The following is a 25,051-nucleotide window of genomic DNA, read 5'->3' as shown; positions in this document are numbered from 1 at the left end:
GGGTTACTGCGGCCCGGCACATCAAGTGTAAACGAGGTCGGGGGGTGGTTCATTCCCGGGTGCGCGCCGTCGAGGCATCCGCGTGCCGAAGCGGCGCGGTCGGCTCAGTCCAGGGCGTCGACTCAGTCCAAGGCGTCGCGACGCCAGAGCCGGGCGCACGAGGACAGCTCGTCTGCGAGCTGGGTGAGGCGCAGCGCCCGCTGGGTCAGCTCGCCGGGGCGATCGGGGTGCACCGCGTCCGCGGCATCCGCATCATCGGCGAGGCTCGTGAAGCCGGCCGCTACGACCCGGGAGAAGGCGGCGGCACGGTCGAGCGCCACCGCGAAGTCGCCGGCGAAGAGCCCGTGCAGGATGCGGTCGGCGAGCTCGCGCACCTCGTCGGGACCGGCCGGCACCGGTGCGCCCGCGACGACCTGGTCGATCGTGTGCGAGACCTCGGTGCCGCGCTGGAAGGCCAGGCTGATGCCCAGCGGGTCCTGGCGGATCAGGGTGCGCAGCAGGTAGACCCGCCAGAGCGCCCCCGGTAGGCTCTTCGCCGACGCGTGGGACCAGAGCTCGGCGATCGCGTCGATGCCGTGCTCGTCGGTGTAGGTGACGAGTCGCTCGACCACCGCCGGGTCGGGATCGGCACGGACCCGGGACAGGATCGCGGCCGCGGTGTCGTGGGCGACCCGGCTCACGTGAGCCGGATCCTCGGCGCCGAGGTAACCCTCGAACATGCCGTTCGGGAAGCGAGTGGGTCGATGGAAGTCGGAAGCCATTGCGGCAAGGCTACTCGCCTCGGCTGGACGAGGGACCGGCATGCGGCTCCTGTTAGGGTGGTCGATGCCCCTATAGCTCAGTTGGTTAGAGCAACGGACTTCAACACAACAATGGAGCGCCAGCGCCGAAATGCGCTGGATGACCGCCGCTATATGCTGGAACGCCCTGAGAGCCGGCCGTACTCGCCTCGTTCGCGCGAGGCAGTGACAATCGGACCGGATTGGGTAATCAGCAGGTAACCGCAAGGGAACCTCAGAGACTACACGCGGCGCACCTGAACGATCCGGTCGAAGGTGAAGATATAGTCCAGACTGCAAGCCGCCACCGCGGTGGCTGGGGAAACCCAGTGCAGCAGGTTAATCCGTGGGTCCAGGGTTCGAGTCCCTGTGGGGGCACCGCAATATCGCATCTCGCCTGAGGCATGTCAAGGGCCTATCGACGCCCCAAGGCCCCGCGTAGAACTGTAGTCACGGGTCGCAAGACCCGGACAGGCGGGCCGGGCCGACCGGCGCAGCGCAATCGACCACGCGCATCCCAGGACGTGTCGGTCGGTGCCGGTCCGCCATGAATGAACCGCGGATTCGATGGGGAATGGTGCGAGATGCTCGCCCGACAGGAAACGCAGACCCGCTCCCACGTGGAGCTCATGCCGCTCAGTCCGACCACGTGGCGCGTGTGCAACGACCGTTATGCGGACGGCGACCTCAGGCGCGTCGTCGGCTACCTCCAGACCATCGACGACGGCTACGAGATGCTGTGGATGCGTCCACGTCCGGGAGCGGTCTACCGCTACGCGACCATGGATGCCGCGGTGACGGCGATCGCCGCCCGGCTCGAGCTCGTCTCCGACCCCGACTGACGCGGCCCGACTCCCCGGGGCACCGCCCGACGGGAGTCCGGGTCACGTGGAGGACTCGGACGTCCCCGTCACGGCAGCTCCTCCCCAGGTTCCCCTTCCCGCACGGCGTCGAGCGGGTGACAACACGGTAGCCCCGCAAGCCCGCGGCCGAAAGGGGCATCGGCCGATCGACCATGCGCGGAACGCCGGTATCCCGGTGCGGTTGTGGACCCCCGCAGTCGAAACCGTCGAAGCGATGTGCCCGAGCGCAGGTCAGCCGACGAGCGCCCGGAACCCCGACATCAGCGCGACGCGCTCGGCCGAGTCGCGGGCCAGCGGGGTGACCGACAGCGTGGTGACGCCCGCGGCACGGAACGCCTCGACCCGTTCGGCGACGTACGAGGCCGGACCGATGAGCGACACCGCGCGTACGAGCTCATCGGGCACTGCCGCGATGGCCTCGTCACGACGGCCCTCGAGGTAGAGGTCCTGGATGCGCGCCGCCTCCGCCTCGAAGCCGTAGCTCGAGATGAGGTCGTTGTAGAAGTTCTTGCCGCGGGCGCCCATGCCGCCGACGTAGAGCGCCAGCTGCGGCTTCACGAGCGGCAGCACGGCCTCGGGACGATCGGTGATGGCGAGCGCCGGACTGGCGAACACGTCGAGCGGGGCCAGGTCGGCGGACCGCTTTGCGGTGCCGGCCGCCAACGCCTCGCCCCACACGTCGCCCGCCCGTTCGGGGTGGTAGAACATCGGCAGCCAGCCGTCGGCGATCTCCGCCGTCTGCTCGACGGACTTGGGGCCCAGGGAGGCGATCGTGATCGGGATGCGCTCGCGCACCGGGTGGTTGATGAGCTTCAGCGGCTTGCCGAGCCCGGTGCCCTCGCCGGCGGGTAGCGGGATGCGGTACTTCGGGCCGTCGTGCACCACCGGCTCGCGCCGCCAGGTCATGCGGCAGATGTCGACGATCTCGCGGGTGCGGGCGAGCGGTGCGTCGTATCGCACCCCGTGGAATCCCTCGATCACCTGGGGCCCGGATGCCCCGATGCCGAGCTCGAAGCGTCCGCCGGAGACGTAGTCCAGGCCCGCGGCCGTCATCGCCGTGAGCGTGGGGGTGCGCGTGTAGAGCTGCAGGATGCCCGACGCGAGCGTGATGGTCGACGTGCGCGCCGCGAGGAACCCGAGCTGGCTCACCGCGTCGAACGAGTAGGCCTCCGGCACGGCGACGAGGTCGACGCCCGCCCGCTCGAGCTCGGCCACCTCGTCGGCGACCTCGCGGAATCCGCCTGCGTAGCTCAGGAACATGCCGACGCGCATCCATCACTCCTCGTCGTGTGCTGTGACCCGGCGAGGTGTCGACGGGCACCTCAGACCATAACCGAGGACCGGCGCGCGGCCGCGTCGCTTGTGGGGACCCGACTACGTGGCGATGACGACGATCGGATCGGTGGTGGGTTGCGCTGAGCCGCCCTCCGGCTCGACCGTGACGCCCACCGCGACACCGGGGCTGAAGGAACCGTCGAGCACGCGCCACGTCTCGCCGCCGTTCGCGTCGAACGTGCCGGCGGCCGCGGCCCCCGAGTCGTCGATGTACCAGAGCTCGTAGGTCTGGCCGGCCTCGAGGGGCGGCAGTCCGTCGACCACGACGCCCGACCGGCCCTTCGCGGCCGAGGTCACGAGCGTGATCTCGCCGCCGCCCGGAACCTCGTGGGTCTGCGACTGGGCGTCGGGCGCTGAAGCGATGGCGTCCATCTCGCGCTGGGCGCCCCACCCGTTCGGCCCCGACCATCCGACGCCGAGCACGATGCCGGCGATGAGCACGACGGCCGCCGCGGCCGAGACGATGACGGCGACGGGCCGCTGGAACCACCGGCGGTGAGCGGCGGACTCGACCGGGCCCGGCGCATGAGCCGCGGGCGGCGGGGTGGAGGCGGGGGCGGCCGGCACCGCGGCATCCGGAATCGACGCGTCATCCGGAACCGACGGGACATCCCGAATCGACGCGACATCCGGAGCCGACTCGACATCGCGAACCGGGGCGGCGTCGACCGACGGGGCATCCGGAACCGACGCGGCCGCCGTGACGGGAGCCGAGGCGACCTGCGGCCTCGGCTGCCCGGGCGCCTCTTGCGGCGTGCGATCGAGCGCGGCCATGAGGCCCGCCTTCAGCGACGGCGGCGGCGTCACGTCTTCGGTCTGCTCGGCGAGGTGGGACGCCGATCGCGCGTAGGCGTCGACCTCCTCGCGCAGTTCGGCGGAGTCGGCGAGCACGCGCTCGAACGCGACGCGCTCGTCGGGGTCGAGCGCGTCGAGCGCATAGGCCGCCGCGAGCCCCCGGTACGCCTCGACGGAGGCGGGCCGGCGATCCGAGCCGTCGTCGGGTCGCTCCTGGTCGTCGCTCATGTCGTCACCCCCAATGCCGTGCGGAGCCGGATCATGCCGTCTCGCAACCGGGTCTTGACCGTGCCGAGCGGCACCTGGAGTCGTTCGGCGATCTCGCTCTGGGTGAGGCCGCCGTAGTAGGCGAGCCGCACGCACTCGCGCTGCAGGTCGCTCAGTTCGCCGAGCGCGCCCTGGACGCGCTCGTGCTCGACGCTCGTCTCGGCGGCCTCGGCCACCGTGTCGACGGGTACGTCGAGGTCGCGCACGCCGATGCGGAGGTCGCGATCGCGCGACGCCTGGGCCGAGCGGATGCGGTCGACGGCGCGGCGATGCGCCATGGTGAACATCCACGAGAGCGCGTTGCCCTTGTCGGCGTCGAAGCGGGCGGCCGACTGCCAGATCTCGAGGTACACGTCCTGGGTCACCTCCTCGGCCTGCGCCGGATCGACGACCAGGCGGCGGATGAGGCCGAAGAGGCGCGGCGCCGTCTCGTCGTAGAGCGCACTGAACGCGACGCGGTCACCGCGCCCGACGTGAGCGAGCAGCTCGTCGATCGTCGGGCGCGACGCCGACGTGCGCTCGCCGTCGTCTGCCATCTCGTCAAGCATGACAGATCGCTGCTGCGGCGCGGCACCGGTTGCGGCGCGCGCCCGAGGATGGGCCAGTGCACGGCTCATCCCTCGGCGGAGGCTGGGGTGGTCACGGGGGATCCTGCTCTCTCGGGTCGTCGGTGATTCGCAGCCGACGGCCGATCCGATTGGTCGGATGCCGGCTGGCGACGTCGGAGACGACCGCGACGCCCGCCGCACCCCGATCGGCGATCGGTCCAATCCGTTCCCGAGCCCACGCCGAACCCCTCGCATCGGCCCCGAACGAGGCCGACTTCCACGAAGGAGTACACCGATGCGATCCTCGTCACGCAGCACTCGCACCGCCATCGCCGCCGCCTCGATCGTCGCCCTCGCGACGCTCGGGCTCGCCGGCTGCAGCATGAGCGGAAGCGCCACCGAGAGCGAAGAACCCACCATGTCCGAGTCGGCCGAGCCCACCGAGGAGGCCATGGCGGATCCCGCGGCCGACCTCGTCGGCCCCGGCTGCGCCGCCTACGCCGAGCAGGTGCCCGACGGCGCCGGGTCGGTCGAGGGCATGTCGCAAGACCCCGTCGCGACGGCCGCGTCGAACAACCCGGTGCTGACCACCCTGACCGCGGCGGTCTCGGGACAGCTGAACCCCGACGTGAACCTCGTCGACACCCTGAACGGTGACGAGTTCACCGTGTTCGCCCCGGTCGACGACGCGTTCGCGAAGATCGACCCGGCCACGATCGAGGCGCTGAAGACGGACTCCGCGACGCTCACGAGCATCCTCACCTACCACGTGGTGCCGGGCCAGCTGACGCCTGATGACGTCGTCGGCACCCAGACCACCGTGCAGGGCGGCACCGTCGAGGTGACCGGCTCGGGCGACGACCTCATGGTCAACGACGCCAAGGTGATCTGCGGCGGCGTGCACACGGCCAACGCGACGGTGTACCTCATCGACACGGTGCTCATGCCCCCCATGTAGCACCGACCGTGCGAACGGCTCCGACGATCCGGCGTCGGAGCCGTTCTCGCGCGCCGGGGCGTGTGCGCCGGGCGCGCTTGCAGGTGTCTCCGAGCCGGATGCCGCAGGCTGGTCCTCCACGGACGTGCGACCCGACGCGACGGAACGGAGGCACCATGGGCTGGAGCCTGCTGCTCGACGTGTTCCTCGTGCTGGCCTTCATCGCCGCGGCCGTGCACGGGTACCGCGCGGGCCTCCTGCGCACCGCCGCCGGCCTCATCGGGCTCGTGCTCGGCGGCCTCGCCGCGTACCTCGTGATGCCGTGGGTGTCGGGGTTGGTCCCCGCACCTGAATGGCGAGCACCCGCGGCGATCGGCACGGCGCTGGTGCTCCTGTCACTCGGCGCGTGGCTCGGTGCGGTCGTCGGTCGTGCGCTCAGCCGTGGCGCCCGCGCCGTGAAGCTCGGCGTGCTCGACCGCGTCCTCGGCGCCATCGGCAACCTCCTGGTCGCCGCGTTCGTGGTCGCGCTCGTCGCGTCGGGCGTGTCGGCGATGGGCGTGCCGGTGCTCTCCCCGGCGGTCGCCGGCTCCCGCGTGCTCACCGCCCTCGACCAGGTCACGCCCGCGCCGACCCGCACCCTGCTCGCCGAGATCCGCACGGCTGCGCTCGGCCAGGGCATCCCCTGGCTCGTGCAGGTACTCGATGCGCCGACCGAGGCGCCCGCGCTGCCTGCGGGCGGCGTCGACGACGCCGAGCTCGCACGCGCGGCGACCTCGGTGGTGCGCGTCACCGGCACGGCCTTCCAGTGCGGCAGCAACCTGTCGGGCAGCGGCTTCGTCGTCGCCGAGGACCGCATCGTCACCAACGCGCACGTGGTCGCCGGCGTCACCGAGCCGATCGTCGAGGCGCCCGGGCAGCCGGCGCTCGCCGGTCGCGTGGTGGCCTTCGACCGCGAGAACGACCTCGCCCTCATCGCCGTGTCGGGACTGCTGACCCCGCCGCTCCCGATCGCCGACCTCACGACGGGTTCCGACGCCGCCGTGGCCGGCTATCCGTTCGGCGGTCCGCTCGAACTGCGGCCGGCCCGCGTGATGTCGGTCGGGCCGATCACCATCGAGGAGGGCGGCCGCACCTCGACGCGCGAGATCATGACGGTCGCCGCCGACGTCGACCACGGCAACTCGGGCGGCCCGGTGCTCACGGGCGACGGTGCCGTGGGCGGCGTGGTGTTCGCCAAGTCGGACTCCGTCGAGAACGTGGGCTACGCCATCCCGGTGTCCACGCTGTCGCCGCTCGCCGAGCAGGCGCCGCTGCTGGAGGACACCGTGGACTCGGGGTCGTGCGCCGACTGATCGGCGTGCCGCACATCGCGGAGATACGATCCGCCGCGCCGCGCGGTCCACGGCTTCGTCGGTGCGGCGGATCGTATATCCGCTGAACGTGACCGTGACAGGTGGTGCGACCGTCGATCGCGCCGTCCGGCTCAGTCCGCGGTGAAGCCCTCGAACCGGATGCCCCAGCTGACCTGCCACTCCTCGCCCGGGTCGAGCCAGCGCAGGCCGCGACCCGAGTTGAACGCCTCGGCGGGAGCCGTCATCGGCTCCACGGCGATCGCCACGTCGCCGTCTTCCCCGGGGAACTCACGGCTCGTGTAGACCTGCACGTAGTCGAACTCGTCGTCGGCCCAGATGGACACCGTTCGCCCGTCGGGCGCGGTGAGCGTGTGCACCACGACACCGTCTTCGCTGGCCACCTCGCCGAACGCGTCGTCGAGGTGGAGGTCGCTCACACGCCGGCCGTCGCGCAGGTCCCATTCGGTGCCGTCGACGGGAACCTCACCGGTGGGCAGCAGCCGGTCGTCGACCTCGATGTGGCTCGCCGCGTCCAGGCGCAGCGTGAGGTCGCCGGTGGGCACGCCGCCGATCTTCAGGTAGGGGTGCGAGCCGAGTGCGACCGGCGCCGCCTCGGCGCCCAGGTTCTCCACGTAGTGGGTGACCTTGAGGCCGTCGGCGACGAGCTCGTAGTGCACGGCAGTGCCGAGGAGGTAGGGGTAGCCGAGCTGCGGGTAGATCGTCGCCGAGAGGGTCACCGAGTCGCGCTCGCGGGCGATCGGCTTGTACTCGGTGTACCGCAGCAGGCCGTGGATGGCGTTGTTGCGGGCCGGCTCGGTGATGGCGAGCTGGTGCTCGACGCCCTCGTGCGTCCACCGGCCGTCGCGGATGCGGTTCGGCCACGGCGCGAGCACGATGCCGGCGCCCATGGGGGGCGCCTGGTCCTCGGCGTAGGGAGGAACGAGGTCGATGCCGTTGATGCTGAGGGTGCGGATGCCCGCAGCGACGGCCGTGATCGTGGCCTGCAGGTCGCCGCTCGACGTCGAGGTCTCGAGCACGAACTGCTCGCCCGTGGGAAGAGTCATGGATCCACTTTAGGGTCTCGGGCGAGGTGCACCGCGAGCCCCGACGCCTCGAGTTCGGCGACGAGCGGCGCCGGCGCCGCGGCATCCGTCACCAGCACGTCGAAGGCGTCGATCGAGGCGATGCGGCCCAGGTGCACCTCGCCGAGCTTCGAGCCGTCGGCGACCACGACGGCCCTGGCCGCGGCGCGCAGCATGAGCGCCTTCACCGCCGCCTCGGGCAGGTTCGCGTTCGTCACGCCGTGTGCCGGGTCGACGCCGTTGCAGCCGATGAAGGCGAGGTCGGCGTGCACCTCCTCGAGCATCGACCCGGCCAGCGGATGCACCAGCGAGTGCTGCTTCGGGCGCAGGGTGCCGCCCGTCACGACGACCGTGAAGCGCGGGATCTCGTCCTCGAGCTCGAGCGCGATCGAGAGGCCGTTCGTGAACACGACGAGGTCGTCGAGGTCGGTGCGGGCGCGCAGGGCGCGTGCGATCTGCAGGGTGGTCGTGCCGACGTCGAGGATGACGCTCTGGCCGCTGCGCACGAGCGACGCGGCGTACTCGCCGATCGACCGCTTCGGCTCCACGGATGCCGCGAGCGCCTCCTCGAAGCTCGGCTCGCGTTCGGGCCGCTCGGCCTCGAGCACCGACGAGGCGGGCACGGCTCCCCCGTGGACCCGGCGGATGGCGCCCTGCCGTTCGAGCGCGTCGAGGTCGGCTCGGGCGGTCACCGTGGTGACGCCGAAGGCCGCGCTGAGCTCGGCGACCCGCACGAATCCGCGCTCGGCGACGAGACCGAGGGCGAGCTGGCGTCGCCGGGGAGCGTCGAGGGGCGCGGGCGTGGCCGTCGCGGCATCCGTCATACCGGCATTCTCCGCGCCGAACGCGACCTTTGCAATACGAAACCCCGGTTGTTTGCGAAACGAAAGTCGCGTAGGGTGTGCGCGTGCCCGATACCGAACCAGACGCCACCGCGGGGCCCGACGCCATCGTCGACCCGCGCATCGCCGTGCGCCCCACGACGCTCGCCGACGGCCGCGAGCTCATCTACTTCGACGACGCCGACACGAGCCTGCCGCCCGAGCGCGCCGTCGACGCGCGCACGCTCGACCCGCGCCCCGCCACCGCCCAGATGCGACAGGACCCGCTCACCGGCGAGTGGATCTCGATCGCCGCGGCCCGCCAGAACCGCGTGTTCCTCCCGCCCGCCGACGCCGACCCGCTCGCGCCGCAGACGGCCACGAACCCGTCCGAGATCCCGAGCAGCTACGACGTGGCCGTGTTCGAGAACCGCTCGCCGTCGTTCGGGCCAGAGCTGGCCGACCCGGCCGCCCCTGCCGCCGACGCCCTGGCCTCGCTCCGCAGCGTCGGGCTCGAGCGCACCCTCACCTCGGTCGGGCGCTGCGAGGTCGTCTGCTTCAGCCCCGAGCACGAGGGGTCCTTCGGCACGCTCGGCGTCTCGCGGGCGCGCACCGTGATCGAGGCGTGGGCGCAGCGCACCGCCGCCCTCTCGGCGCTGCCCGGAGTGGAAGAGGTGTTCCCCTTCGAGAACCGCGGACGTGAGATCGGCGTCACGCTGCCGCATCCGCACGGCCAGATCTACGCCTACCCGTACGTCACGCCGCGCACCGAACGCCTGCTCGCCGCGATCGACGACTACGGCCCCACGCTCATGGCCGACATCCTCGAGCGCGAGCGCAACGGGCCGCGCGTGCTGCTCAGCGGCGAGCACTGGACCGCGTTCGTGCCGTTCGCCGCGCGCTGGCCGATCGAGGTGCACCTGCTCCCCCACCGGCACGTGCCCGACTTCGCGGCGACCACCCTCGACGAGCGCGATGAGCTCGCGTCGCTGTACCTCACGCTGCTGCGCGGCGTCGACCGGCTCTACGACACCCCCACGCCCTACATCGCCGCCTGGCACCAGGCCCCCGTCAGCGAGCGACGCGACGAGGTGCGGCTGATGCTCCAGCTCACGAGCCCGCGCCGGGCCGCCGACAAGCTCAAGTACCTCGCCGGCTCGGAGGCCGCGATGGGCGCATGGATCGGGGATGTCACGCCCGAGTCACAGGCCGGCGCCCTGCGCCGCGCGATCGGAGAGATCGAGGTCGACGCATGAACGAGGTCACGGAGGCGATGCACGGGTTCGCCGAATGGTACGGACGGCGGCCCATCGGCGTGTGGTCCGCTCCCGGACGCGTGAACCTCATCGGCGAGCACACCGACTACAACGACGGGTTCGTCTTCCCGTTCGCCATCGACCAGCGCACGGCCGTCGCCCTCGGCGACCGCGACGACCGGGTGATTCGCGTCGCGTCGGGCTTCGCCCCCGACGCCGTCGAGATCCACCTCGACGAGCTCTCGCCCGACGCGATCAGCGGCTGGTCGGCGTATCCGCTCGGCGTCGCCTGGGCGCTCGGGGAGCTGGGTGCCGACCTCGAGCACGTGCGCGGGGTCGACCTCTACGTCGCGAGCTCGGTGCCGGTCGGCGCGGGCCTCTCGTCGTCGGCCGCGATCGAGAGTGCCGTGGCGCTCGCGCTCGACGAGCACTGGGGCCTCGGCTTCGACCGGCCCACGCTCGCGAAGGTCGGCCAGCTCGCCGAGAACCGCGTGGTGGGGGCGCCGACGGGCATCATGGACCAGTCGGCGTCGCTCCTCGGCGAGGCCGACGGCGGCGTCTTCCTCGACTGCCGCAGCCTCGACGCCGACGTGATCCCGCTCGGCTTCGCGGCCGACGGGCTCTCCCTCCTCGTCATCGACACGAAGGTCGAGCACGCGCACGCCTCGGGCGGGTACGCCGCTCGGCGCGCATCCTGCGAGGCGGGCGCCCGCGCCCTCGGCGTCGAGTCCCTCCGCGACGTGCGCCACGACGACCTCGGCCGTGCGGCCGAGCTGCTCGACGACGAGACGTTCCGCCGGGTGCGACACGTGGTGACCGAGGACCAGCGCGTGCTCGACACCGTGCGCACGCTGCGCGAGCAGGGACCGGGCGCGATCGGCCCCTTCCTCGACGCCTCGCACGTCTCCATGCGCGACGACTTCGAGATCTCGGTGCCTGAGCTCGACCTCGCGGTCGCGACCGCGCAGGCGCACGGCGCGATCGGGGCGCGCATGACGGGCGGCGGGTTCGGCGGCTCGGCCATCGCGCTCATGATCGACGACCTCGTGCCGGTCGTCACGCGCGAGGTGCTCGCGGCGTTCGCCGAGCGGGGCTACCGCGAGCCGTCGATCTTCGTGGTGCACCCGAGCCAGGGCGCGCGACGGGACGCGTAGGGTTCGGCTCGACGTCGGGTCAGCGCACGACTGCCTGGGTCAGCCAGCCGCCGGCCACTCCTCGGCGAGGATCCCGTAGGTGAAGCCGTCGACCCAGCCGAGTTCGGCATGCCACGAGTCGCGGACGCCGTGCTGTTCGCGCCGCATGCCGACCTTCTCCATGACCCGCCACGAGGCGACGTTGTCGGCGAAGCATCCGGCGGTCACCCGGTGGAGGCCGAGGTCGCCGAACGCGAGGTCGAGCAGCGCGCGCGCGACATCGCTCGCGTACCCGTTGCCGGCGTGGGCCGGATCTATGACGTAGCCGAGCAGCCCCTCGGCCCCACGCCACGCGTCGCCGTCGAACTGCCCCATGCCGTCGCGCACGTCGAGCGATCCCGTTCCGACCACGACGCCGTCGAGCACCGCCACGGCGGTGTGCTGGGCGGGATCGCCGACGCTCTCCAGCCATGCCCGCCTGAACGCCTCGGGGTCGACCGTGGTGCGCAGCAACCAGCGGATGACCTCCGGGCGGTTCCGCCAGACGAGCACCTGGTCGAGGTCCTCGCTGGTCGGCGGTCGGAGCGTGAGCGGGCCCGCCGGACGCGGCCACGCCACACGGTCGGTTGTCACGTCGGGACCTCTGCGGATGCCTCGCCCGAGGGCTCCACGGGGCCGGGCGTGCCGCCCGTGATGCGCACGAGCTCGTCGAACGTCGTCGGGAAGACGGTCTTCGCGTGCCCCGCGGCGGCCCACACCTCGTCGTAGTCGGCCAGCTGCACGTCGACGATGGTGCGAACCGGCTCCGGATGCCCGACGGGCGCGACCCCGCCGATCACCTGGCCGGTGGCCGCCTTCACGGTCTCCTTCGATGCGCGACGGATGGTGCCGCCGAGGCGCTCGCCGAGCCACTCGGTGTCGACGCGGTGCGCGCCCGACGTGAGCACGAGGATCGGCTCGTCGTCGATCGTGAACACCAGCGAGTTGGCGATCTGCCCGACCTCGACGCCGAGCGCGTCGGCGGCGAGCTGCGCGGTGGTCACGGCGTCGTCGAACCAGACGATGCGCGGCTCGACCCCCTGCGCGGCGAGTGCGGCGGTGACGCGGTCGACGGCGGCGTGGGACGGCGTGGACGTCTGCTCGGCGGGCATGCGTCGATCCTACGAGTCGGCGACGAGCGCTTCACGCCCGTGGAGTAGGGTTCCGGCGTGACCGCGACTCCGTCCCCGCCCTCCGGGCGCCTGGCCCGCCGCCTCGGACTCCGCGACGCCGTGGCGATCGGCCTCGCGTCGATGATCGGCGCCGGCGTGTTCGCGGTGTGGCAGCCGGCCGCCGCGGCCGCCGGCCCGTGGCTGCTCGCGGGCCTCGTGATCGCCGCGTTCGTCGCGTACGCGAACGCGAGCTCGACCGGCCAGCTCGCGGCGCGCTACCCCGAGTCGGGCGGCGCGTACCGGTACGGGCGGGAGCGGCTCGGCGAATGGCCGGGGTTCCTCGCGGGGTGGGGCTTCGTCGTCGGGAAGACGGCGAGCTGCGCGGCGATGGCGCTCACGGCCGCCGACTACCTGGTGCCGACGGCATGGGAGCGGCCCGTGGCCGTGGCGGCGGTCGTGGTGCTCGCGGGGGTCAACCTGCTCGGCATCACCCGCACGGCCCGGGCGGCGACCGTCATCGTGGTCGTGGTCCTGGCCGTGCTGGCGCTCGTGCTCGTCGCCGGTGCGACCCAGCTGTTCCGCGACGGCATCCCGGTGCTGCAGGAGGTGCCGGTAGCGTCCGGCGGCGGCTGGTACGGCGTGCTGCAGTCGGCGGGACTCCTCTTCTTCGCCTTCGCGGGCTACGCCCGAATCGCCACGCTCGGGGAGGAGGTGCGCGATCCCGCTCGCACGATCCCGAGGGCGATCGCCATCGCGCTCGGCATCGTCGTGGCGATCTACGCGGCCGTCGCGATCGTGCTCCTGCTCACGCTGGGCGCGGCGTACCTCGCGGCCGGCGTGGACGCCCCGTTGACCGACCTCGTCCAGCTGAGCGGCTGGGAATGGGCGGTGCCGGTCGTGCAGGTGGGCGCCGCCGTGGCGGCCCTCGGCGCCCTGCTCGCCCTCATCGCCGGCATCGGCCGCACCACCCTCGCGATGGCGCGCGACCGCGAGCTGCCTGCGCCGCTCGCGGCGGTGCATCCGCGATCGCACGTGCCCTATGTCGCCGAGATCGCGGTGGCCGTCGCGATCGTCGGGCTGGTGCTCGTCGTCGACCTTCGGGGCGCGATCGGGTTCAGCTCGTTCGGCGTGCTCCTGTACTACCTCGTCGCCAACGCGTCGGCGTTCACCCAGCCTGCCCCCGAACGCCGCGTACCGCGCTGGCTGAACATCGCGGGGGCGATCGGATGCCTCGTGCTCGTCGCCACCCTGCCGATCCAGGCGGTCATCGGGGGCGTCGTGGTCTTCGCGATCGGGGCGGCGTACCGCCTCGTCGCCTCGACGGTCGGTCGCCGACGCCGCCGCGCACGCCGCGCCGACGGGTGACCGCGGCGCGAGCGTAGGCTGACGCCATGAGCGCCGACCCCTCCGCCCGCATCCTGACCATCGCCGACGTGCCGGCGCCCGTCGTGCACGAGCACGCCTTCGTCGCCGCGGGCGCGGTGATCGTCGGCGACGTGCGCCTCGCCGCAGGCTCGAGCGTCTGGTACAACGCGGTGCTGCGCGCTGAGGCCGAGCCGATCGTGCTCGGCGAGGACGCGAACCTGCAGGACACCGTGGTCTGCCACGTCGACGCCGGCTTCCCGCTCACGATCGGCCGGGGCGTCTCGGTCGGGCACGGCGCGGTGCTGCACGGCTGCACCGTCGAGGACGACTGCCTCATCGGCATGGGCGCGACCGTGCTGAACGGGGCCGTCATCGGCGCGGGGTCGCTCGTCGCGGCCGGGGCCGTCGTGCTCGAGGGCACGGTCGTGCCGCCCGGCTCCCTCGTCGCGGGCGTGCCGGGCAAGGTGCGGCGCGAGCTCTCCGAGGCCGAGCGCGACGGCATCCGCCGCAACGCCGCCGCCTACCTGCGCCATGTCGAGGAGCACACGGCGCCCGTCGACTGAGCGTGCCGCCTGCGGCGCCGCACGAAACCCCGCGGGCCGGTGTCAGGGCCGCGCGCTGAGCGTCGTGAGCGCGGCACGCAGTCGGTGCATCCGCCGCACCACCGCACGCACCGGGAGCGCGACGACCATCGCGACCGCACCGGCCGGCGACGGGTCGTGGCGGCCCAGCATCCGCCGCCGCTCGTACGCGCGTCGCACCGCCCCGCCGGCCCGGTTGTGCCGACGCGGCGCCAGCGGCAGGGGCAGCGCCCGTCGGCGTTCGACGAGCTCCTCGAGCCGTTCGAGCCAGTCGTCGGCGGCGGGCCCGTGGAAGTAGTTGTCGTCGAGCCACGCGGGATCCGGATGCCTCGCGGCCCCGGCCGCCACGTCGCCGGCGCCGCCGAACAGGCCGCTGCCGACGAACACCGTGTTGATGAGTTTCGGAGCCACGCCGAACTCGTCGACGACGAGCGCCGGCACCCCCTCGGCGATCGCCTCGAGCACCGCCGTGGAGCTCACGGTGACGAGCGCTGACGCCCGCGCCAGGTGCTCGGCCATCGGGCCGTCCTCGACGACGAGGTTCGGGGGCATCGAGCCACCGAGCTGCGCGCGCACGGCCGGGTCGGCGAGCAGGTCGGCGTAATCCCAGCTCTCGGCGTGCGTCTGCGCCTCACCGGCGCGGGCGCGCACCTTCACGACCACGCGTCGGTTCGGACGGCGGCGCGCGGCATCCGCGAGCCAGCCGAGCAGGCGCACCCGGTCGTCGCGCTCGGCGGGCACCTTCGCCTGGGCGGCGAACACGAGATCGGTGCGGTCGGGGCGCTGCGCGCTCGTGGGGTCGGAGCGCTGCGCGGCACGGTCGGCCGACGCCGCGACCGTCGACGTCGCCTCACCGGCCGCCGCGACCGGCTCGAGCTCGCGTGCCGCGACGCGGAGGAACGGCAGCGTCGCGAGGCCGAGGCCGACCGGCACGCCGAGCTCGTCCGCGATGGCGCGGAACTCGCGCACCTCGCGGCGACTGTGCAGCACGATGAGGTCGGTGCGCTCGCGGTAGATCACGGCCTTGCGGGCCGCGGGGATCGTCAGCCCGGGGAATCCGGTCAGGATCACCGGCCGGTCCGGCCGCTCGAGCCTGTCGGCACGGCCGACGCGGTCGGCACGCTCGCCGACGACCGGCACCACGACCCGCACCAGCGGACCGCGCAGCGCGAGCAGCACGGCATCGGGACGCTGCTCGTCGACGAGGTCCCCGAGCGGGCCGAGTTCGAGCACCTCCACCTCGGACGGTGCGAAGCGGGTGCCGGCGAGCGCGACCCGCAGCTGCCGTGCGCTCGGTTGCGCGGGCGTCGCGACGACGACGAGCCGCGCCTCCCACTCGTCGGGCAGCTGCGACGCGAGCGCCGCGCCCCACTTCACGTACGAGTCGGTGTCGGCGACGACGAGCAGCGTGCCACCGGTCACGCGGGCACCCTGCGGAGCTTTGCGCGCGGGGCCTCCTCGCCCGGGAACACCCGCTTCACGCCGTCGCCCATGGCCTCGCCGATGATGCGGATGTCGCGCACGAGGTGCTCGAGGCCCTGCGGCTCGAGCGAGGCCGCCTGGTCGCTCCCCCACATCGCCCGGTCGAGCGTGATGTGCCGCTCGACGGCCACGGCGCCGAGCGCGACGGCCGCGAGCGAGATCTGGAGTCCCCGCTCGTGCCCCGAGTAGCCGATCGGCACGCCGGGATACCGGTGCTGCAGCCTGCCGATCATGCGCAGGTTCGCCTCCTCGGCGGGCATCGGATAGCTCGACGTGGCGTGCATGAGCACGAGCCGCTCGGTGCCGAGCGCCTCGACGGCGCGGTCGATCTCGTCGAGGGTCGACATGCCGGTCGACAGGATGACGGGCTTGCCGGTCGCCGCGACGGCCTCGAGCAGCTCGAGGTCGGTCACCGACGCCGAGGCGATCTTGTGCGCCACGACATCGAGCCGTTCGAGGAACTCGACCGAGGGCACGTCCCACGGCGACGCGAACCAGTCGACCCCGGCGCGCAGCGCGTAGGAGGCGATCTCGAGGTACTCGGCCTCGCCGAACTCGACGCGGCGTCGGTAGTCGAGGTAGGTCATCGTGCCCCACGGCGTCTCACGGGGCACGTCGCGCATGTGCTCGGGCGTCGCGATCTCGGGCGTGCGCTTCTGGAACTTCACCGCCTGCGCGCCGGACTCGACCGCCACGTCGATGAGCCGCTTGGCGATGTCGACGTCGCCGTTGTGGTTCAGGCCGATCTCGCCGATGACGTAGACGGGCATTCCGGGGCCGACCACCGATCGACCGATGCGCACAGCTGCCATTCGCTCACTCCTCCTCGTCGCGGGCGCCGGTCGCGCCCGCCCTGGTCCTCGCTCCGACGATGAGGTCGGTGAGCTCTCGCACCGCGCCCTCCCCGCCGCGGCGTTCGAGCACGTGCCTGGCCGCGGCGCGCACGTCGGGCACCGCGTCGGCGACCGCGATGGGCCAGCCGACCTCGGCGAGCGCGGGCAGGTCGCCGCGGTCGTTGCCGAGGTAGGCGATGCGGTCGAGGCGGATGCCGCGTGCCGCCGCCCAGTCGCGCAGCACCGCGCCCTTGTCGGCGACGCCCTGTGCGCACTCCACGCCGAGTTTCTCGGCCCGGCGCCCCACGACCGGGTTCTCCTCGGCCGACAGGATCAGCACGGGAACGCCCGCCGCCCGCAGGCGTGCCACGCCGTGCCCGTCGCTGCGGCTCACGCGCACGGTCTCGCGCCCGAGCTGGTCGACCATCACGGTGTCGTCGGTGTGCACGCCGTCGAAGTCGGTGACGAGCGCGTCGACGTCGATGTGCGGATGCCGCGGGCCGGCGATCCCCCGTCCGGCCTCGGCGAGCGCGGCGTCGACGTGGGGCGCGAGCGCGCGAGCGCGGTCCAGGTCGGCGGCGTCGTCGATCTCGATGGCGTGGTCGGGATGCACGGGCTGCACGCCGACGCGGCCGAAGAACCGGTGCCCCGCGACGCGGAACCCCTCGGTGCGGAACACGTAGAAGGCGCCGGTCTCGGCGAACTCGGGCTCGCGATCCTGGCGGCGCGGCCGCTGCGCGGCGTCGTGGTTCACGCCGACCGCCCCGGCGGCGGCATCCTCACGCCAGAGGAACACGTGGGTCGGCGCGGCCGAGAACACGGCGTCGCGGTGCCCGCGCACGACCTGGTCGACCGCGGCGTCGAGGTCGACGGGGTCGATGAACGGCGACGTCGCCTGGATGAAGACGGTGACGGGGTCGGCGCCGTCGAGCTGCTCGAGCGCGTGCAGCACGGCCGACTCGCTCGACGCGGTCGGTCCAGCCAGGGACGCGGGACGCACGACGACCTCGGCGCCGGCGACGCGCGCGGCCTCGGCGATCGCGTCGTCGTCCGTGGTAACGACCACCCGGGCGATCCGCTCCGCGGCGAGCGCGGCCATCACCGCCCTGGCGACGAGCGGGATCCCACCGACGCGGGCGACGTTCTTGCCGGGCAGGCCCTGCGAGCCGCCACGGGCGGGGATCACGGCCGTCGCGTGGGCTGTCGGGGCATCCGCCGCGTGCTCGACCACGTCGGGTCGGATGGCGCGGTCGGCCCCCTCCGCTCGCGCCACCCGGCCGGGCGTGACGAGGAGCTCGGCGTGGGTCATGGCGCGAACCTATGCAGCCGCGACGACGGCGCGGTGCACGGGCGGTGAACGCCGGGCGACGGTCAGGTCGACGGGCCGTGCTGGGCTCGCCACACGACGAGGGCCCTCGAACGCCCGGTGCTTCGCGTCGGCAGCATGCTGCCGAACATGGAGCCACACCCCGCGCGAAGATGGCCGGCCAGCCATTTCGGCAGTATCCTTCCGGTTGAGGGCGGGCAATGCGCCCGTTGGCGAGCCGACCGGCAGATTCGGCAGGATCATGCCGAAGATGGAGGGACGGATGGACCAGATCCGGGCGATCGGCACGGCGGTACGACGAGCCCGGCGCGAGGCCGGACTGACCCAGGCACAGCACGCGGAGCTCGCCGAGACCTCCGAGCGCACGATCCGGGACATCGAGAAGGGCACCGGTTCGCCGAGCCTCGCCGCGGTCGTCCGGGCGGCCACCGTCGTCGGCCTGGTGATCGAGGCGCGCCCGTGACCGATCTCGAGCGTCTCCGGTCGGTCCCGGCGGCCGACGTGTGGGCCGACGACCGGCTCGCGGCGTCCCTGTCGAGGACCGCCGAGGGCGGCACGTCCTTCGCCTACCGGCCCGACTACCTCGCCGGCGACGGCGCGAGGCCCATCGCCACCACCCTCCCGTTGTCCACCGAACCGGTCGTCACACCGAACGGCGCGCTCCCGGCGTTCTTCGCGGGCCTGCTCCCCGAGGGGCACCGCCTCACGGTGCTGCAGCGCGCCGTGAAGACGAGCACGAGCGACGAGCTCTCGCTGCTCCTCGCGGTCGGCGGCGACACCCCCGGCGACGTGCGCGTCGTGCCCGCGGGCGAGGCGCCGATCGAGGCATCCGCCCTGATCGACCCGACCGATCCCGAGCTCCTCGACTTCCGCAAGCTCGTCGACGCCGTCGACACGCACGCCATCCCCGGCGTCCAGGACAAGGCCAGCGCCTCGATGATCAGCGCGCCCGTGCGGGGACGCGACGGCCGCTACATCCTGAAGCTCTCACCCGCCGAGTATCCGCGCCTCGTGGAGAACGAGCTGCTGCACCTCAACGCCGCGAAGGGCGTGCGGCTGCCCGTCGCGGCAGCGCGGATCATCCACGACCGCACCGGCACCGCCGGGCTGCTCGTGGAGCGCTTCGATCGGGTCCGCGACGCCGACCGCTGGCGACGCCTCGGCCTCGAGGACGCCACCCAGGTGCTCGGCCTTCCCCCGGCGTCGAAGTACACCGTTCCGGCGGAGCAGGCGGTGCTCGGACTCGCCGCGGTGTGCCGGGCGCCCGCGGTCGCCGTGCGCGCCGCCTACCTCCAATTCGCCTTCGCCTGGCTCACCGGCAACGGCGACCTGCACGCGAAGAACCTGTCGGTGATCCGGCCGGACGAGCGCGGCTGGTCCGTCGCGCCGATCTACGATGTGCTGTGCACCCTCGTGTACGGCGACGACTCGATGGCGCTGCCGGTCGCCGGACGCACTCGGGGCCTCAAAGCCCGCCACTGGGCCGAGTTCGCGGACTCGATCGGCCTGCCGCAGCGCGCCGCCCGATCCGCCGAGGCGCTCGCCGCCGCCGCAGCGTCGCGGGTCGACCTCGGGTCGATCGGCTTCGAGGGGTCCCCGCTGCATCGCGTCCAGCGCGAGCTGCGGTTCCGCCGGGGCGAGTTCGAGCACGACGCGGCGTGAAACGAGCGGATGCCGCGGGCACCGGGCCCGCGGCATCCGCTCGCGTTCGTTCTCACTGTCGCTCGTGCTCGTTGCGACCGCGGCCGCTAGCGGCGCAGGCGCTGCTCGGCGGCCTTCACGACGTTCGCGAGGAGCATGGCCCGCGTCATCGGACCGACGCCGCCCGGGTTCGGCGACAGGTGCCCGGCGACCTCGGCGACCGCAGGGTCGACGTCGCCCGTGAGCCGGCCCTTGCCGGTCTCCTCGTCCTGCACGCGCGTGATGCCCACGTCGAGCACCGCGGCGCCCGGCTTGATCCAGTCGGGCTGAACCAGGTGCGGCACGCCGACGGCGGCCACGACGATGTCAGCACGACGCACCTCGGCCGCGAGGTCCTCGGTGCGCGAGTGCGTCAACGTGACCGTCGCGTCGAGGCCCTTGCGGGTGAAGAGCAACCCGAGCGGGCGGCCCACGGTGAGGCCGCGTCCGATGACTGTGACATGGCGCCCACGGATCGGCACGTCGTACCGGCGCAGCATCTCGACGATGCCCGCAGGCGTGCACGGGAGCGGCGAGTGCAGCTCGCCCTCGATGCCCAGGACGAGGCGCCCGAGGTTCGTCGGGTGCAGTCCGTCGGCGTCCTTGTCGGGGTCGATGAGCTCGAGCATGGCGTTCTCGTCGTGCCCGGCGGGAAGCGGGAGCTGCACGATGTACCCGGTGACCTCGCGTGCCGCGTTCAGGTCGTGGATCGCCGCCCGCACGTCGTGCGTGGTCGCCGACGCCGGCAGGTCGACGCGGATCGACTCGATGCCGACCTCGGCGCAGTCGCGGTGCTTGCCCGCCACGTACGAACGCGAGCCGGGGTCGTCGCCCACGAGGAGCGTGCCGAGGCCCGGCACGACCCCGTGCGCCCGCAGCAGCGCGATGCGCGACGCGAGCTCGGACTTGACGGCGGACGCCGTGGCGACGCCGTCGAGGGTGATGGCCGTCATGCCGCTCCCTACTGCTGGAGGCCCGGGTACAGCGGGAACGCCGCCGTGAGGGCCTCGACCCGGGAGCGCAGCGCCGCGACATCCGCCTCGCCCTGCAGCGCGAGCGCGATGATGTCGGCGACCTCGGTGAACTCGGCGTCGCCGAAGCCACGCGTGGCGAGGGCGGGCGTGCCGATGCGCAGGCCCGAGGTGACCATCGGCGGACGCGGATCGAACGGCACCGCGTTGCGGTTCACCGTGATGAGCGCGTCGTGCAGGAGGTCTTCGGCCTGCTGGCCGTCGAGCTTCGAGTTGCGGAGGTCGGCCAGCACGAGGTGCACGTCGGTGCCACCCGTGAGCACGTCGACGCCGGCGGCGCGCGAGTCGTCGTCCGTGAGGCGGTCGGCGAGGATCTGCGCGCCGCGGATCGTGCGGGCCTGGCGGTCCTTGAACTCCTCGGATGCCGCGATCTTGAAGGCCGTGGCCTTCGCCGCGATCACGTGCATGAGCGGGCCGCCCTGCTGGCCGGGGAACACGTTGGAATTGAGCTTCTTCGCGAGCTCGGTGTCGCGCGACACGATGAAGCCGGAGCGCGGGCCGCCGATCGTCTTATGCACCGTCGACGACACGACGTCGGCGTGCGGCACGGGGCTCGGGTGCAGGCCCGCGGCCACGAGGCCGGCGAAGTGCGCCATGTCGACCCAGAGCTTCGCGCCGACCTCGTCGGCGATCGCGCGGAACGCCGCGAAGTCGAGGTGGCGGGGGTACGCCGACCAGCCGGCGATGATGACCTGCGGCTTGTGCTCGAGGGCCTTGTCGCGCACCACGTCCATGTCGACGAGGAACGACTCGGGGTTCACCCCGTACGAGACGGCGTTGTAGAGCTTGCCCGAGAAGTTGAGCTTCATGCCGTGCGTGAGGTGGCCGCCGTGCGCGAGCTCGAGGCCGAGGATCGTGTCGCCGGGGGTGGCGATGGCGCTGAGCACCGCGGCGTTGGCCGTGGCGCCCGAGTGCGGCTGCACGTTCGCGTACTCGGCGCCGAACAGGCTCTTCGCGCGCTCGATGGCGAGCGACTCGGCGATGTCGACGTACTCGCAGCCGCCGTAGTAGCGACGGCCGGGGTAGCCCTCGGCGTACTTGTTCGTGAGCACCGAGCCCTGGGACTGCAGCACCGAGACGGGCACGAAGTTCTCGCTCGCGATCATCTCGAGGTAGTCGCGCTGGCGACCGAGCTCGAGCTCGAGAACTTCGGCGATCTCGGGGTCGACCTCGGACAGGGGGGCATTGAAGACGGATTCGGCCAAGACTGGCTCCTTATGACATGCGGACCTGAAGGGGTGCTGCTGCGAGCGCGACTCGCGCGGCAGCAGGCGCACCGGCCCAGGCGAGCGGTCGGTCCGTGCCAGTCGCTCCCCGATGGGTACCCATCTCAACGCCAGTCGCGACGCTGGCAAGCATAGCAACGGATGCCGCGAGCGGTCGTCTCGGGCTCGACCGGGACTGTCATACGGCGTCGTCGCATGGGAGGATGGACGCGACGTGTTTGTAAGGAGTCCTGCCTTATTCGGCGGACCTGACGACGACCAGGGGAAGCATGCGCCGACGCAGCATCCGCGCCACGACCGCAGTGCTCACGGCGGTCGTCGTCGCGCTGGCCCTCCTCGCCACCACGCTCACCGCCTGCACCGCCGACGAGAACGGAGACGCCGTGACCGGCATCGTCCCCGCCCCCACGACGTTCGCGACGCACGACGCGCCGCCGTTCCGGCTCACCGAGGAGTCCCGGCTCGTCGCCACCGGTGACGGCGCCGCCGCCGTCGCAGAGACGTTCGCCGGGCAGGTGCGGGCGGCCACGGGCTTCCAGTTGCCCGTGGTCGACGGCGAGGCCGCGGCATCCGACGTCGTGTTCGTGGTCGCCGCCGGGGAGGCGCCCGACGGGGTCGCCGGGGCCGACGAGGGCTACACGCTCGAGTCGGGCGACGACGGCGTGCGCCTGGCCGCCTCGACCGCTGCTGGGCTCTACCGCGGCACGCAGACGCTGCGGCAGCTGCTGCCCGCCGCGATCGAGCGGGCGGATGCCACGGGCGAGCCCGACGGCGGATGGACCGTGCCCGCGGCATCCGTCGCCGATGCACCGCGCTTCGCCTACCGCGGCGCGATGCTCGATGTCGCCCGGCACTTCCTGCCGGTCGACGACGTGCTGCGCTACATCGACGCGATCGCGATGCTGAAGCTCAACGTGCTGCACCTGCACCTGACCGACGACCAGGGCTGGCGCATCCAGATCGACGCGTGGCCCGAGCTCACCCGCATCGGGGCGTCGACCTCGGTCGGTGGCGACGGCGGCGGCTTCTACACGAAGGACGACTACCGGCGCATCGTCGAGTACGCCGCCGAGCGGTTCGTCACCGTCGTGCCCGAGCTCGACCTGCCCGGTCACACCAACGCCGCGCTCAGCGCCTACCCCGAGCTCAACTGCGACGGCGTCGCACCCGAGCCGTACGAGGGCGTCGAGGTCGGGTTCTCGTCGTTGTGCGCGTCGCCCGAGCGGGCGGAGGCCACCGACCGGTTCCTCGCCGACGTCACGCGCGAGGTCGCGGAGCTCACCCCCGGTCCGTGGCTGCACCTCGGCGGCGACGAATCGCTCTCGACCTCGCAGGCGGACTACCTCGACCTCGTGCGGCGCATCGCGGCGGCCGGGGCGGCGACCGGCAAGACCGTGATCGGCTGGCACGAGCTGGGCGCCTCCGCCGCCCTGCCGGTCGGCACGATCGGCCAGTACTGGAGCTTCGTGGAACCGGAGGAGGACGCGGTCGCCGCCACGCAGTCGTTCGTCGCGCAGGGCGGCCGGGTGATCATGTCGCCCGCCGACGTCGCCTACCTCGACATGAAGTACGTGGACGACCCGCAGGGGCCGCTCGGCGGCACCCTCGGCCTCGACTGGGCGAAGGGGCCGACCACGCTCGACGAGGCATACCTCTGGGATCCGGCAGCCGTCGTGCCCGGCATCGGCGAGGACGAGCTGCTCGGCGTGGAGGCGCCGCTCTGGACCGAGACGATCGGCACGCTCGGGGAGGCCGAGTTCATGGCGTTCCCGCGCATCACGGCGATCGCGGAGATCGGCTGGTCGGCGGCGCCGGTGCCGGCGCCCGGCTCGGGTGGCGGCGCTGCGCTGCGCGACACGGACGCGTTCTTCGCGCGCGTGGCCGGGCTCGGCGAGCGGTGGGATGCCGCGGGCATCAGGTACTACCCGGTGCGCGGGGTGCCCTGGGGCGACTAGCGCACCTCCGCCGCGTCCGCGCACGCCCACTCCGCGGTCGTCGCTGCGCGAGCGCAGCACCGCGGCGCGGCGCGGCGCCCGCTCCGACTCGCACCGCCGCTGGTTCAGGCGTTCGGCCGGGATTCAGGACGAACCGTACGATTCCTGCCTGAGGGGCGGCCGATCGCCTGAATGCGCGCCAGCCGACTCGCCCTCGACACCGGCCGATCCCACGCTGCGACCACCGAACTGCGCCGCTCGGGGCATCCGCGTCCCGGCGTCGATGACGATGGGGCGATGCAGCTCGCCACCTGGCTCGACCAGACCACCGGCATTCGTCACGCCGAGGAGGCCTTCAACGCGGGGTTCACCCGGCACGCGATCCGCGCGGCGGTCGCGGGCGGAGCGGTGACCCGGATCCGGAGGTGGCTGGCGACGCCGGCGGTGGGCCCGGAACTCCGCTCGGCCGCCGCCGTCAGCGGCAGGGTGAGCTGCGTCAGCGCCGCCCGCCTGCTCGGGCTGTGGACGGTCGACGACGCACGGCTCCATCTCGCCGTCGCACAGAGCGCGTCGCGCTTCGACGCCAGGGGCGCGACGGTGCACTGGGGCGCCCCGGTCCTGCCTCCGAATCGCTTCGGACTCATCGAGCCGCTCGTCGACGCGCTCGTCCGCATCGCCGACTGCCAGCCGCTCGACCACGCCCTGGCTGCATGGGAGTCGGCCCTGCGAACGGGACGGGTCCGTGCCGGATACCTCGAGCAGCTACCGCTCCGCAGCACAGCGGCGAGACACGTCCGGCTCGGCGCATCCCAGTTGTCGGACTCGGGAATCGAGTCCATCCCCGTCGCGCGACTGCGCAGGATCGGCATCCGGTTACGGCAACAGGTGATGATCGACGGGCATCCGGTGGACATCCTCATCGGCGAACGCCTGGTGCTGCAGATCGACGGCTTCGAGTTCCATCGAACGGCGGAGCAGCGCGAGCGGGATCTCGCGCAGGACCGTCGGCTCGTGCTGATGGGCTACACGGTGTTCCGGTATGGATACGTCGACGTCCTCTATCGCTGGCCCGAGGTCGAGTCGGAGGTCCGGCACGCGCTCGGTGCTCGGCTCGACGTCGCCAAGGGCGGCATCGGTCGCTCGGATTCAGGCAACCGGTCTCGATTCAGGCGGGAATCGACGAGAACGGCCTGAGCAGCGGCCGTTTGCCTGAGTCCGAGGCGCTGGTGCGGCGCCCGCGGCGGGCGGCGGGCGGCGGGCGGCGGGCGGCGGG

General features: G+C 72.8%; 24 protein-coding genes and 1 riboswitch. Of the genes, 11 read left to right on the top strand and 13 right to left on the bottom strand.

Features of this window, described 5'->3' with window-relative positions; all coding sequences use genetic code 11:
- Window positions 1-122 precede the first annotated feature (122 nt).
- On the bottom strand, window positions 123-761 hold the full coding sequence (locus tag AC1DZA_RS13805; protein WP_476761378.1) for a DNA-directed RNA polymerase subunit beta: 639 nt from the start codon (window positions 759-761) through the stop codon (window positions 123-125).
- A gap of 602 nt (window positions 762-1,363) precedes the next feature.
- Between AC1DZA_RS13805 and AC1DZA_RS13800 the strand changes: the two genes are divergently transcribed.
- A complete protein-coding gene (locus AC1DZA_RS13800; RefSeq protein ID WP_476773174.1) occupies window positions 1,364-1,621 on the top strand; it encodes a hypothetical protein in 258 nt (85 codons plus the stop codon).
- 252 nt (window positions 1,622-1,873) lie between these two features.
- On the opposite strand, the gene AC1DZA_RS13795 is transcribed toward AC1DZA_RS13800, so the two are convergent.
- The 3 genes from AC1DZA_RS13795 to sigK form a co-directional block, all read right to left on the bottom strand.
- Complete coding sequence (locus AC1DZA_RS13795) at window positions 1,874-2,914, bottom strand: LLM class F420-dependent oxidoreductase (protein ID WP_476773173.1); 1,041 nt, start codon at window positions 2,912-2,914, stop codon at window positions 1,874-1,876.
- Between the two features lie 102 nt (window positions 2,915-3,016).
- Window positions 3,017-4,000, bottom strand: a complete 984-nt coding sequence (locus tag AC1DZA_RS13790) for an anti-sigma factor (RefSeq protein ID WP_476773172.1) — start codon at window positions 3,998-4,000, stop codon at window positions 3,017-3,019.
- Window positions 3,997-4,575: an ECF RNA polymerase sigma factor SigK gene (sigK, locus tag AC1DZA_RS13785; RefSeq protein WP_476761374.1), complete on the bottom strand. Its 579-nt coding sequence runs from the start codon at window positions 4,573-4,575 to the stop codon at window positions 3,997-3,999. The genes AC1DZA_RS13790 and sigK overlap by 4 nt, the downstream gene beginning before the upstream one ends.
- A 307-nt stretch (window positions 4,576-4,882) precedes the next feature.
- On the opposite strand from sigK, the gene AC1DZA_RS13780 reads away from it, so the two are divergent.
- Together AC1DZA_RS13780 and AC1DZA_RS13775 are read left to right on the top strand one after the other, a co-directional pair.
- Entirely contained in the window at window positions 4,883-5,545 is a 663-nt protein-coding gene (locus AC1DZA_RS13780) for a fasciclin domain-containing protein (RefSeq protein ID WP_476761373.1), read from the top strand.
- A 155-nt stretch (window positions 5,546-5,700) separates the two neighbouring features.
- Window positions 5,701-6,876, top strand: a complete 1,176-nt coding sequence (locus AC1DZA_RS13775; RefSeq protein WP_476773171.1) for a MarP family serine protease — start codon at window positions 5,701-5,703, stop codon at window positions 6,874-6,876.
- Between the two features lie 131 nt (window positions 6,877-7,007).
- Here the strand turns inward: AC1DZA_RS13775 and AC1DZA_RS13770 are convergent, their stop codons facing one another.
- A complete protein-coding gene (locus AC1DZA_RS13770) occupies window positions 7,008-7,940 on the bottom strand; it encodes an aldose 1-epimerase family protein (RefSeq protein WP_476773170.1) in 933 nt (310 codons plus the stop codon).
- Window positions 7,937-8,782 (bottom strand): DeoR/GlpR family DNA-binding transcription regulator, encoded by an 846-nt coding sequence (locus AC1DZA_RS13765; protein ID WP_476773169.1) that lies wholly within the window; start codon window positions 8,780-8,782, stop codon window positions 7,937-7,939. The genes AC1DZA_RS13770 and AC1DZA_RS13765 overlap by 4 nt, the downstream gene beginning before the upstream one ends.
- A gap of 83 nt (window positions 8,783-8,865) precedes the next feature.
- On the opposite strand from AC1DZA_RS13765, the gene galT reads away from it, so the two are divergent.
- Together galT and galK are read left to right on the top strand one after the other, a co-directional pair.
- Entirely contained in the window at window positions 8,866-10,035 is a 1,170-nt protein-coding gene (gene galT, locus AC1DZA_RS13760; RefSeq protein WP_476773168.1) for a galactose-1-phosphate uridylyltransferase, read from the top strand.
- A complete protein-coding gene (galK, locus tag AC1DZA_RS13755) occupies window positions 10,032-11,189 on the top strand; it encodes a galactokinase (protein WP_476773167.1) in 1,158 nt (385 codons plus the stop codon). The genes galT and galK overlap by 4 nt, the downstream gene beginning before the upstream one ends.
- Before the next feature lie 39 nt (window positions 11,190-11,228).
- Here the strand turns inward: galK and AC1DZA_RS13750 are convergent, their stop codons facing one another.
- Together AC1DZA_RS13750 and AC1DZA_RS13745 are read right to left on the bottom strand one after the other, a co-directional pair.
- Window positions 11,229-11,801 (bottom strand): GNAT family N-acetyltransferase, encoded by a 573-nt coding sequence (locus tag AC1DZA_RS13750; protein WP_476773166.1) that lies wholly within the window; start codon window positions 11,799-11,801, stop codon window positions 11,229-11,231.
- Window positions 11,798-12,319 (bottom strand): YbaK/EbsC family protein, encoded by a 522-nt coding sequence (locus AC1DZA_RS13745; RefSeq protein WP_476763545.1) that lies wholly within the window; start codon window positions 12,317-12,319, stop codon window positions 11,798-11,800. Before AC1DZA_RS13745 ends, AC1DZA_RS13750 begins: the two co-directional genes overlap by 4 nt.
- Window positions 12,320-12,376: 57 nt before the next feature.
- Here AC1DZA_RS13745 and AC1DZA_RS13740 point away from each other — a divergent pair, with 57 nt between their 5' ends.
- The gene (locus AC1DZA_RS13740) at window positions 12,377-13,684 is read left to right on the top strand and encodes an APC family permease (RefSeq protein ID WP_476773165.1); all 1,308 of its coding nucleotides are present in this window, start codon (window positions 12,377-12,379) and stop codon (window positions 13,682-13,684) included.
- Between the two features lie 26 nt (window positions 13,685-13,710).
- Window positions 13,711-14,247, top strand: a complete 537-nt coding sequence (locus AC1DZA_RS13735) for a gamma carbonic anhydrase family protein (protein WP_476773164.1) — start codon at window positions 13,711-13,713, stop codon at window positions 14,245-14,247.
- A 42-nt stretch (window positions 14,248-14,289) separates the two neighbouring features.
- Here the strand turns inward: AC1DZA_RS13735 and AC1DZA_RS13730 are convergent, their stop codons facing one another.
- Genes AC1DZA_RS13730 through AC1DZA_RS13720 form a run of 3 tightly spaced genes read right to left on the bottom strand, consistent with a single transcriptional unit; the run spans window position 14,290 to window position 17,889 of the window.
- Complete coding sequence (locus AC1DZA_RS13730; RefSeq protein WP_476773163.1) at window positions 14,290-15,687, bottom strand: DUF6716 putative glycosyltransferase; 1,398 nt, start codon at window positions 15,685-15,687, stop codon at window positions 14,290-14,292.
- Entirely contained in the window at window positions 15,684-16,559 is an 876-nt protein-coding gene (locus tag AC1DZA_RS13725; RefSeq protein ID WP_309977538.1) for an N-acetylneuraminate synthase family protein, read from the bottom strand. The genes AC1DZA_RS13730 and AC1DZA_RS13725 overlap by 4 nt, the downstream gene beginning before the upstream one ends.
- 4 nt (window positions 16,560-16,563) lie before the next feature.
- On the bottom strand, window positions 16,564-17,889 hold the full coding sequence (locus AC1DZA_RS13720; RefSeq protein ID WP_476773162.1) for a cytidylyltransferase domain-containing protein: 1,326 nt from the start codon (window positions 17,887-17,889) through the stop codon (window positions 16,564-16,566).
- Between the two features lie 280 nt (window positions 17,890-18,169).
- On the opposite strand from AC1DZA_RS13720, the gene AC1DZA_RS13715 reads away from it, so the two are divergent.
- Both AC1DZA_RS13715 and AC1DZA_RS13710 read left to right on the top strand, forming a co-directional pair.
- Complete coding sequence (locus AC1DZA_RS13715; protein WP_476763537.1) at window positions 18,170-18,370, top strand: helix-turn-helix transcriptional regulator; 201 nt, start codon at window positions 18,170-18,172, stop codon at window positions 18,368-18,370.
- Window positions 18,367-19,569 carry a type II toxin-antitoxin system HipA family toxin gene (locus AC1DZA_RS13710; protein WP_476773161.1) on the top strand — a complete coding sequence of 401 codons (1,203 nt, stop codon included), beginning with the start codon at window positions 18,367-18,369 and terminating at the stop codon, window positions 19,567-19,569. The genes AC1DZA_RS13715 and AC1DZA_RS13710 overlap by 4 nt, the downstream gene beginning before the upstream one ends.
- Window positions 19,570-19,655: 86 nt before the next feature.
- Here the strand turns inward: AC1DZA_RS13710 and AC1DZA_RS13705 are convergent, their stop codons facing one another.
- On the bottom strand, window positions 19,656-20,540 hold the full coding sequence (locus tag AC1DZA_RS13705; RefSeq protein ID WP_476773160.1) for a bifunctional methylenetetrahydrofolate dehydrogenase/methenyltetrahydrofolate cyclohydrolase: 885 nt from the start codon (window positions 20,538-20,540) through the stop codon (window positions 19,656-19,658).
- An 8-nt stretch (window positions 20,541-20,548) separates the two neighbouring features.
- Complete coding sequence (gene glyA / locus AC1DZA_RS13700) at window positions 20,549-21,823, bottom strand: serine hydroxymethyltransferase (RefSeq protein WP_476773159.1); 1,275 nt, start codon at window positions 21,821-21,823, stop codon at window positions 20,549-20,551.
- 67 nt (window positions 21,824-21,890) lie between these two features.
- Window positions 21,891-21,972: riboswitch (ZMP/ZTP riboswitch) on the bottom strand.
- Between the two features lie 141 nt (window positions 21,973-22,113).
- On the opposite strand from glyA, the gene AC1DZA_RS13695 reads away from it, so the two are divergent.
- Window positions 22,114-23,799 (top strand): beta-N-acetylhexosaminidase, encoded by a 1,686-nt coding sequence (locus tag AC1DZA_RS13695; protein WP_476773158.1) that lies wholly within the window; start codon window positions 22,114-22,116, stop codon window positions 23,797-23,799.
- Window positions 23,800-23,970: 171 nt separating this feature from the next.
- Window positions 23,971-24,972, top strand: a complete 1,002-nt coding sequence (locus AC1DZA_RS13690; RefSeq protein ID WP_476773157.1) for an endonuclease domain-containing protein — start codon at window positions 23,971-23,973, stop codon at window positions 24,970-24,972.
- Window positions 24,973-25,051 lie beyond the last annotated feature (79 nt).

This window comes from Agromyces sp. P2_B3 (assembly GCF_056404815.1).
Note: the sequence above shows the minus strand (reverse complement) of the source record. Positions and strands in the feature narration are given on the sequence as shown.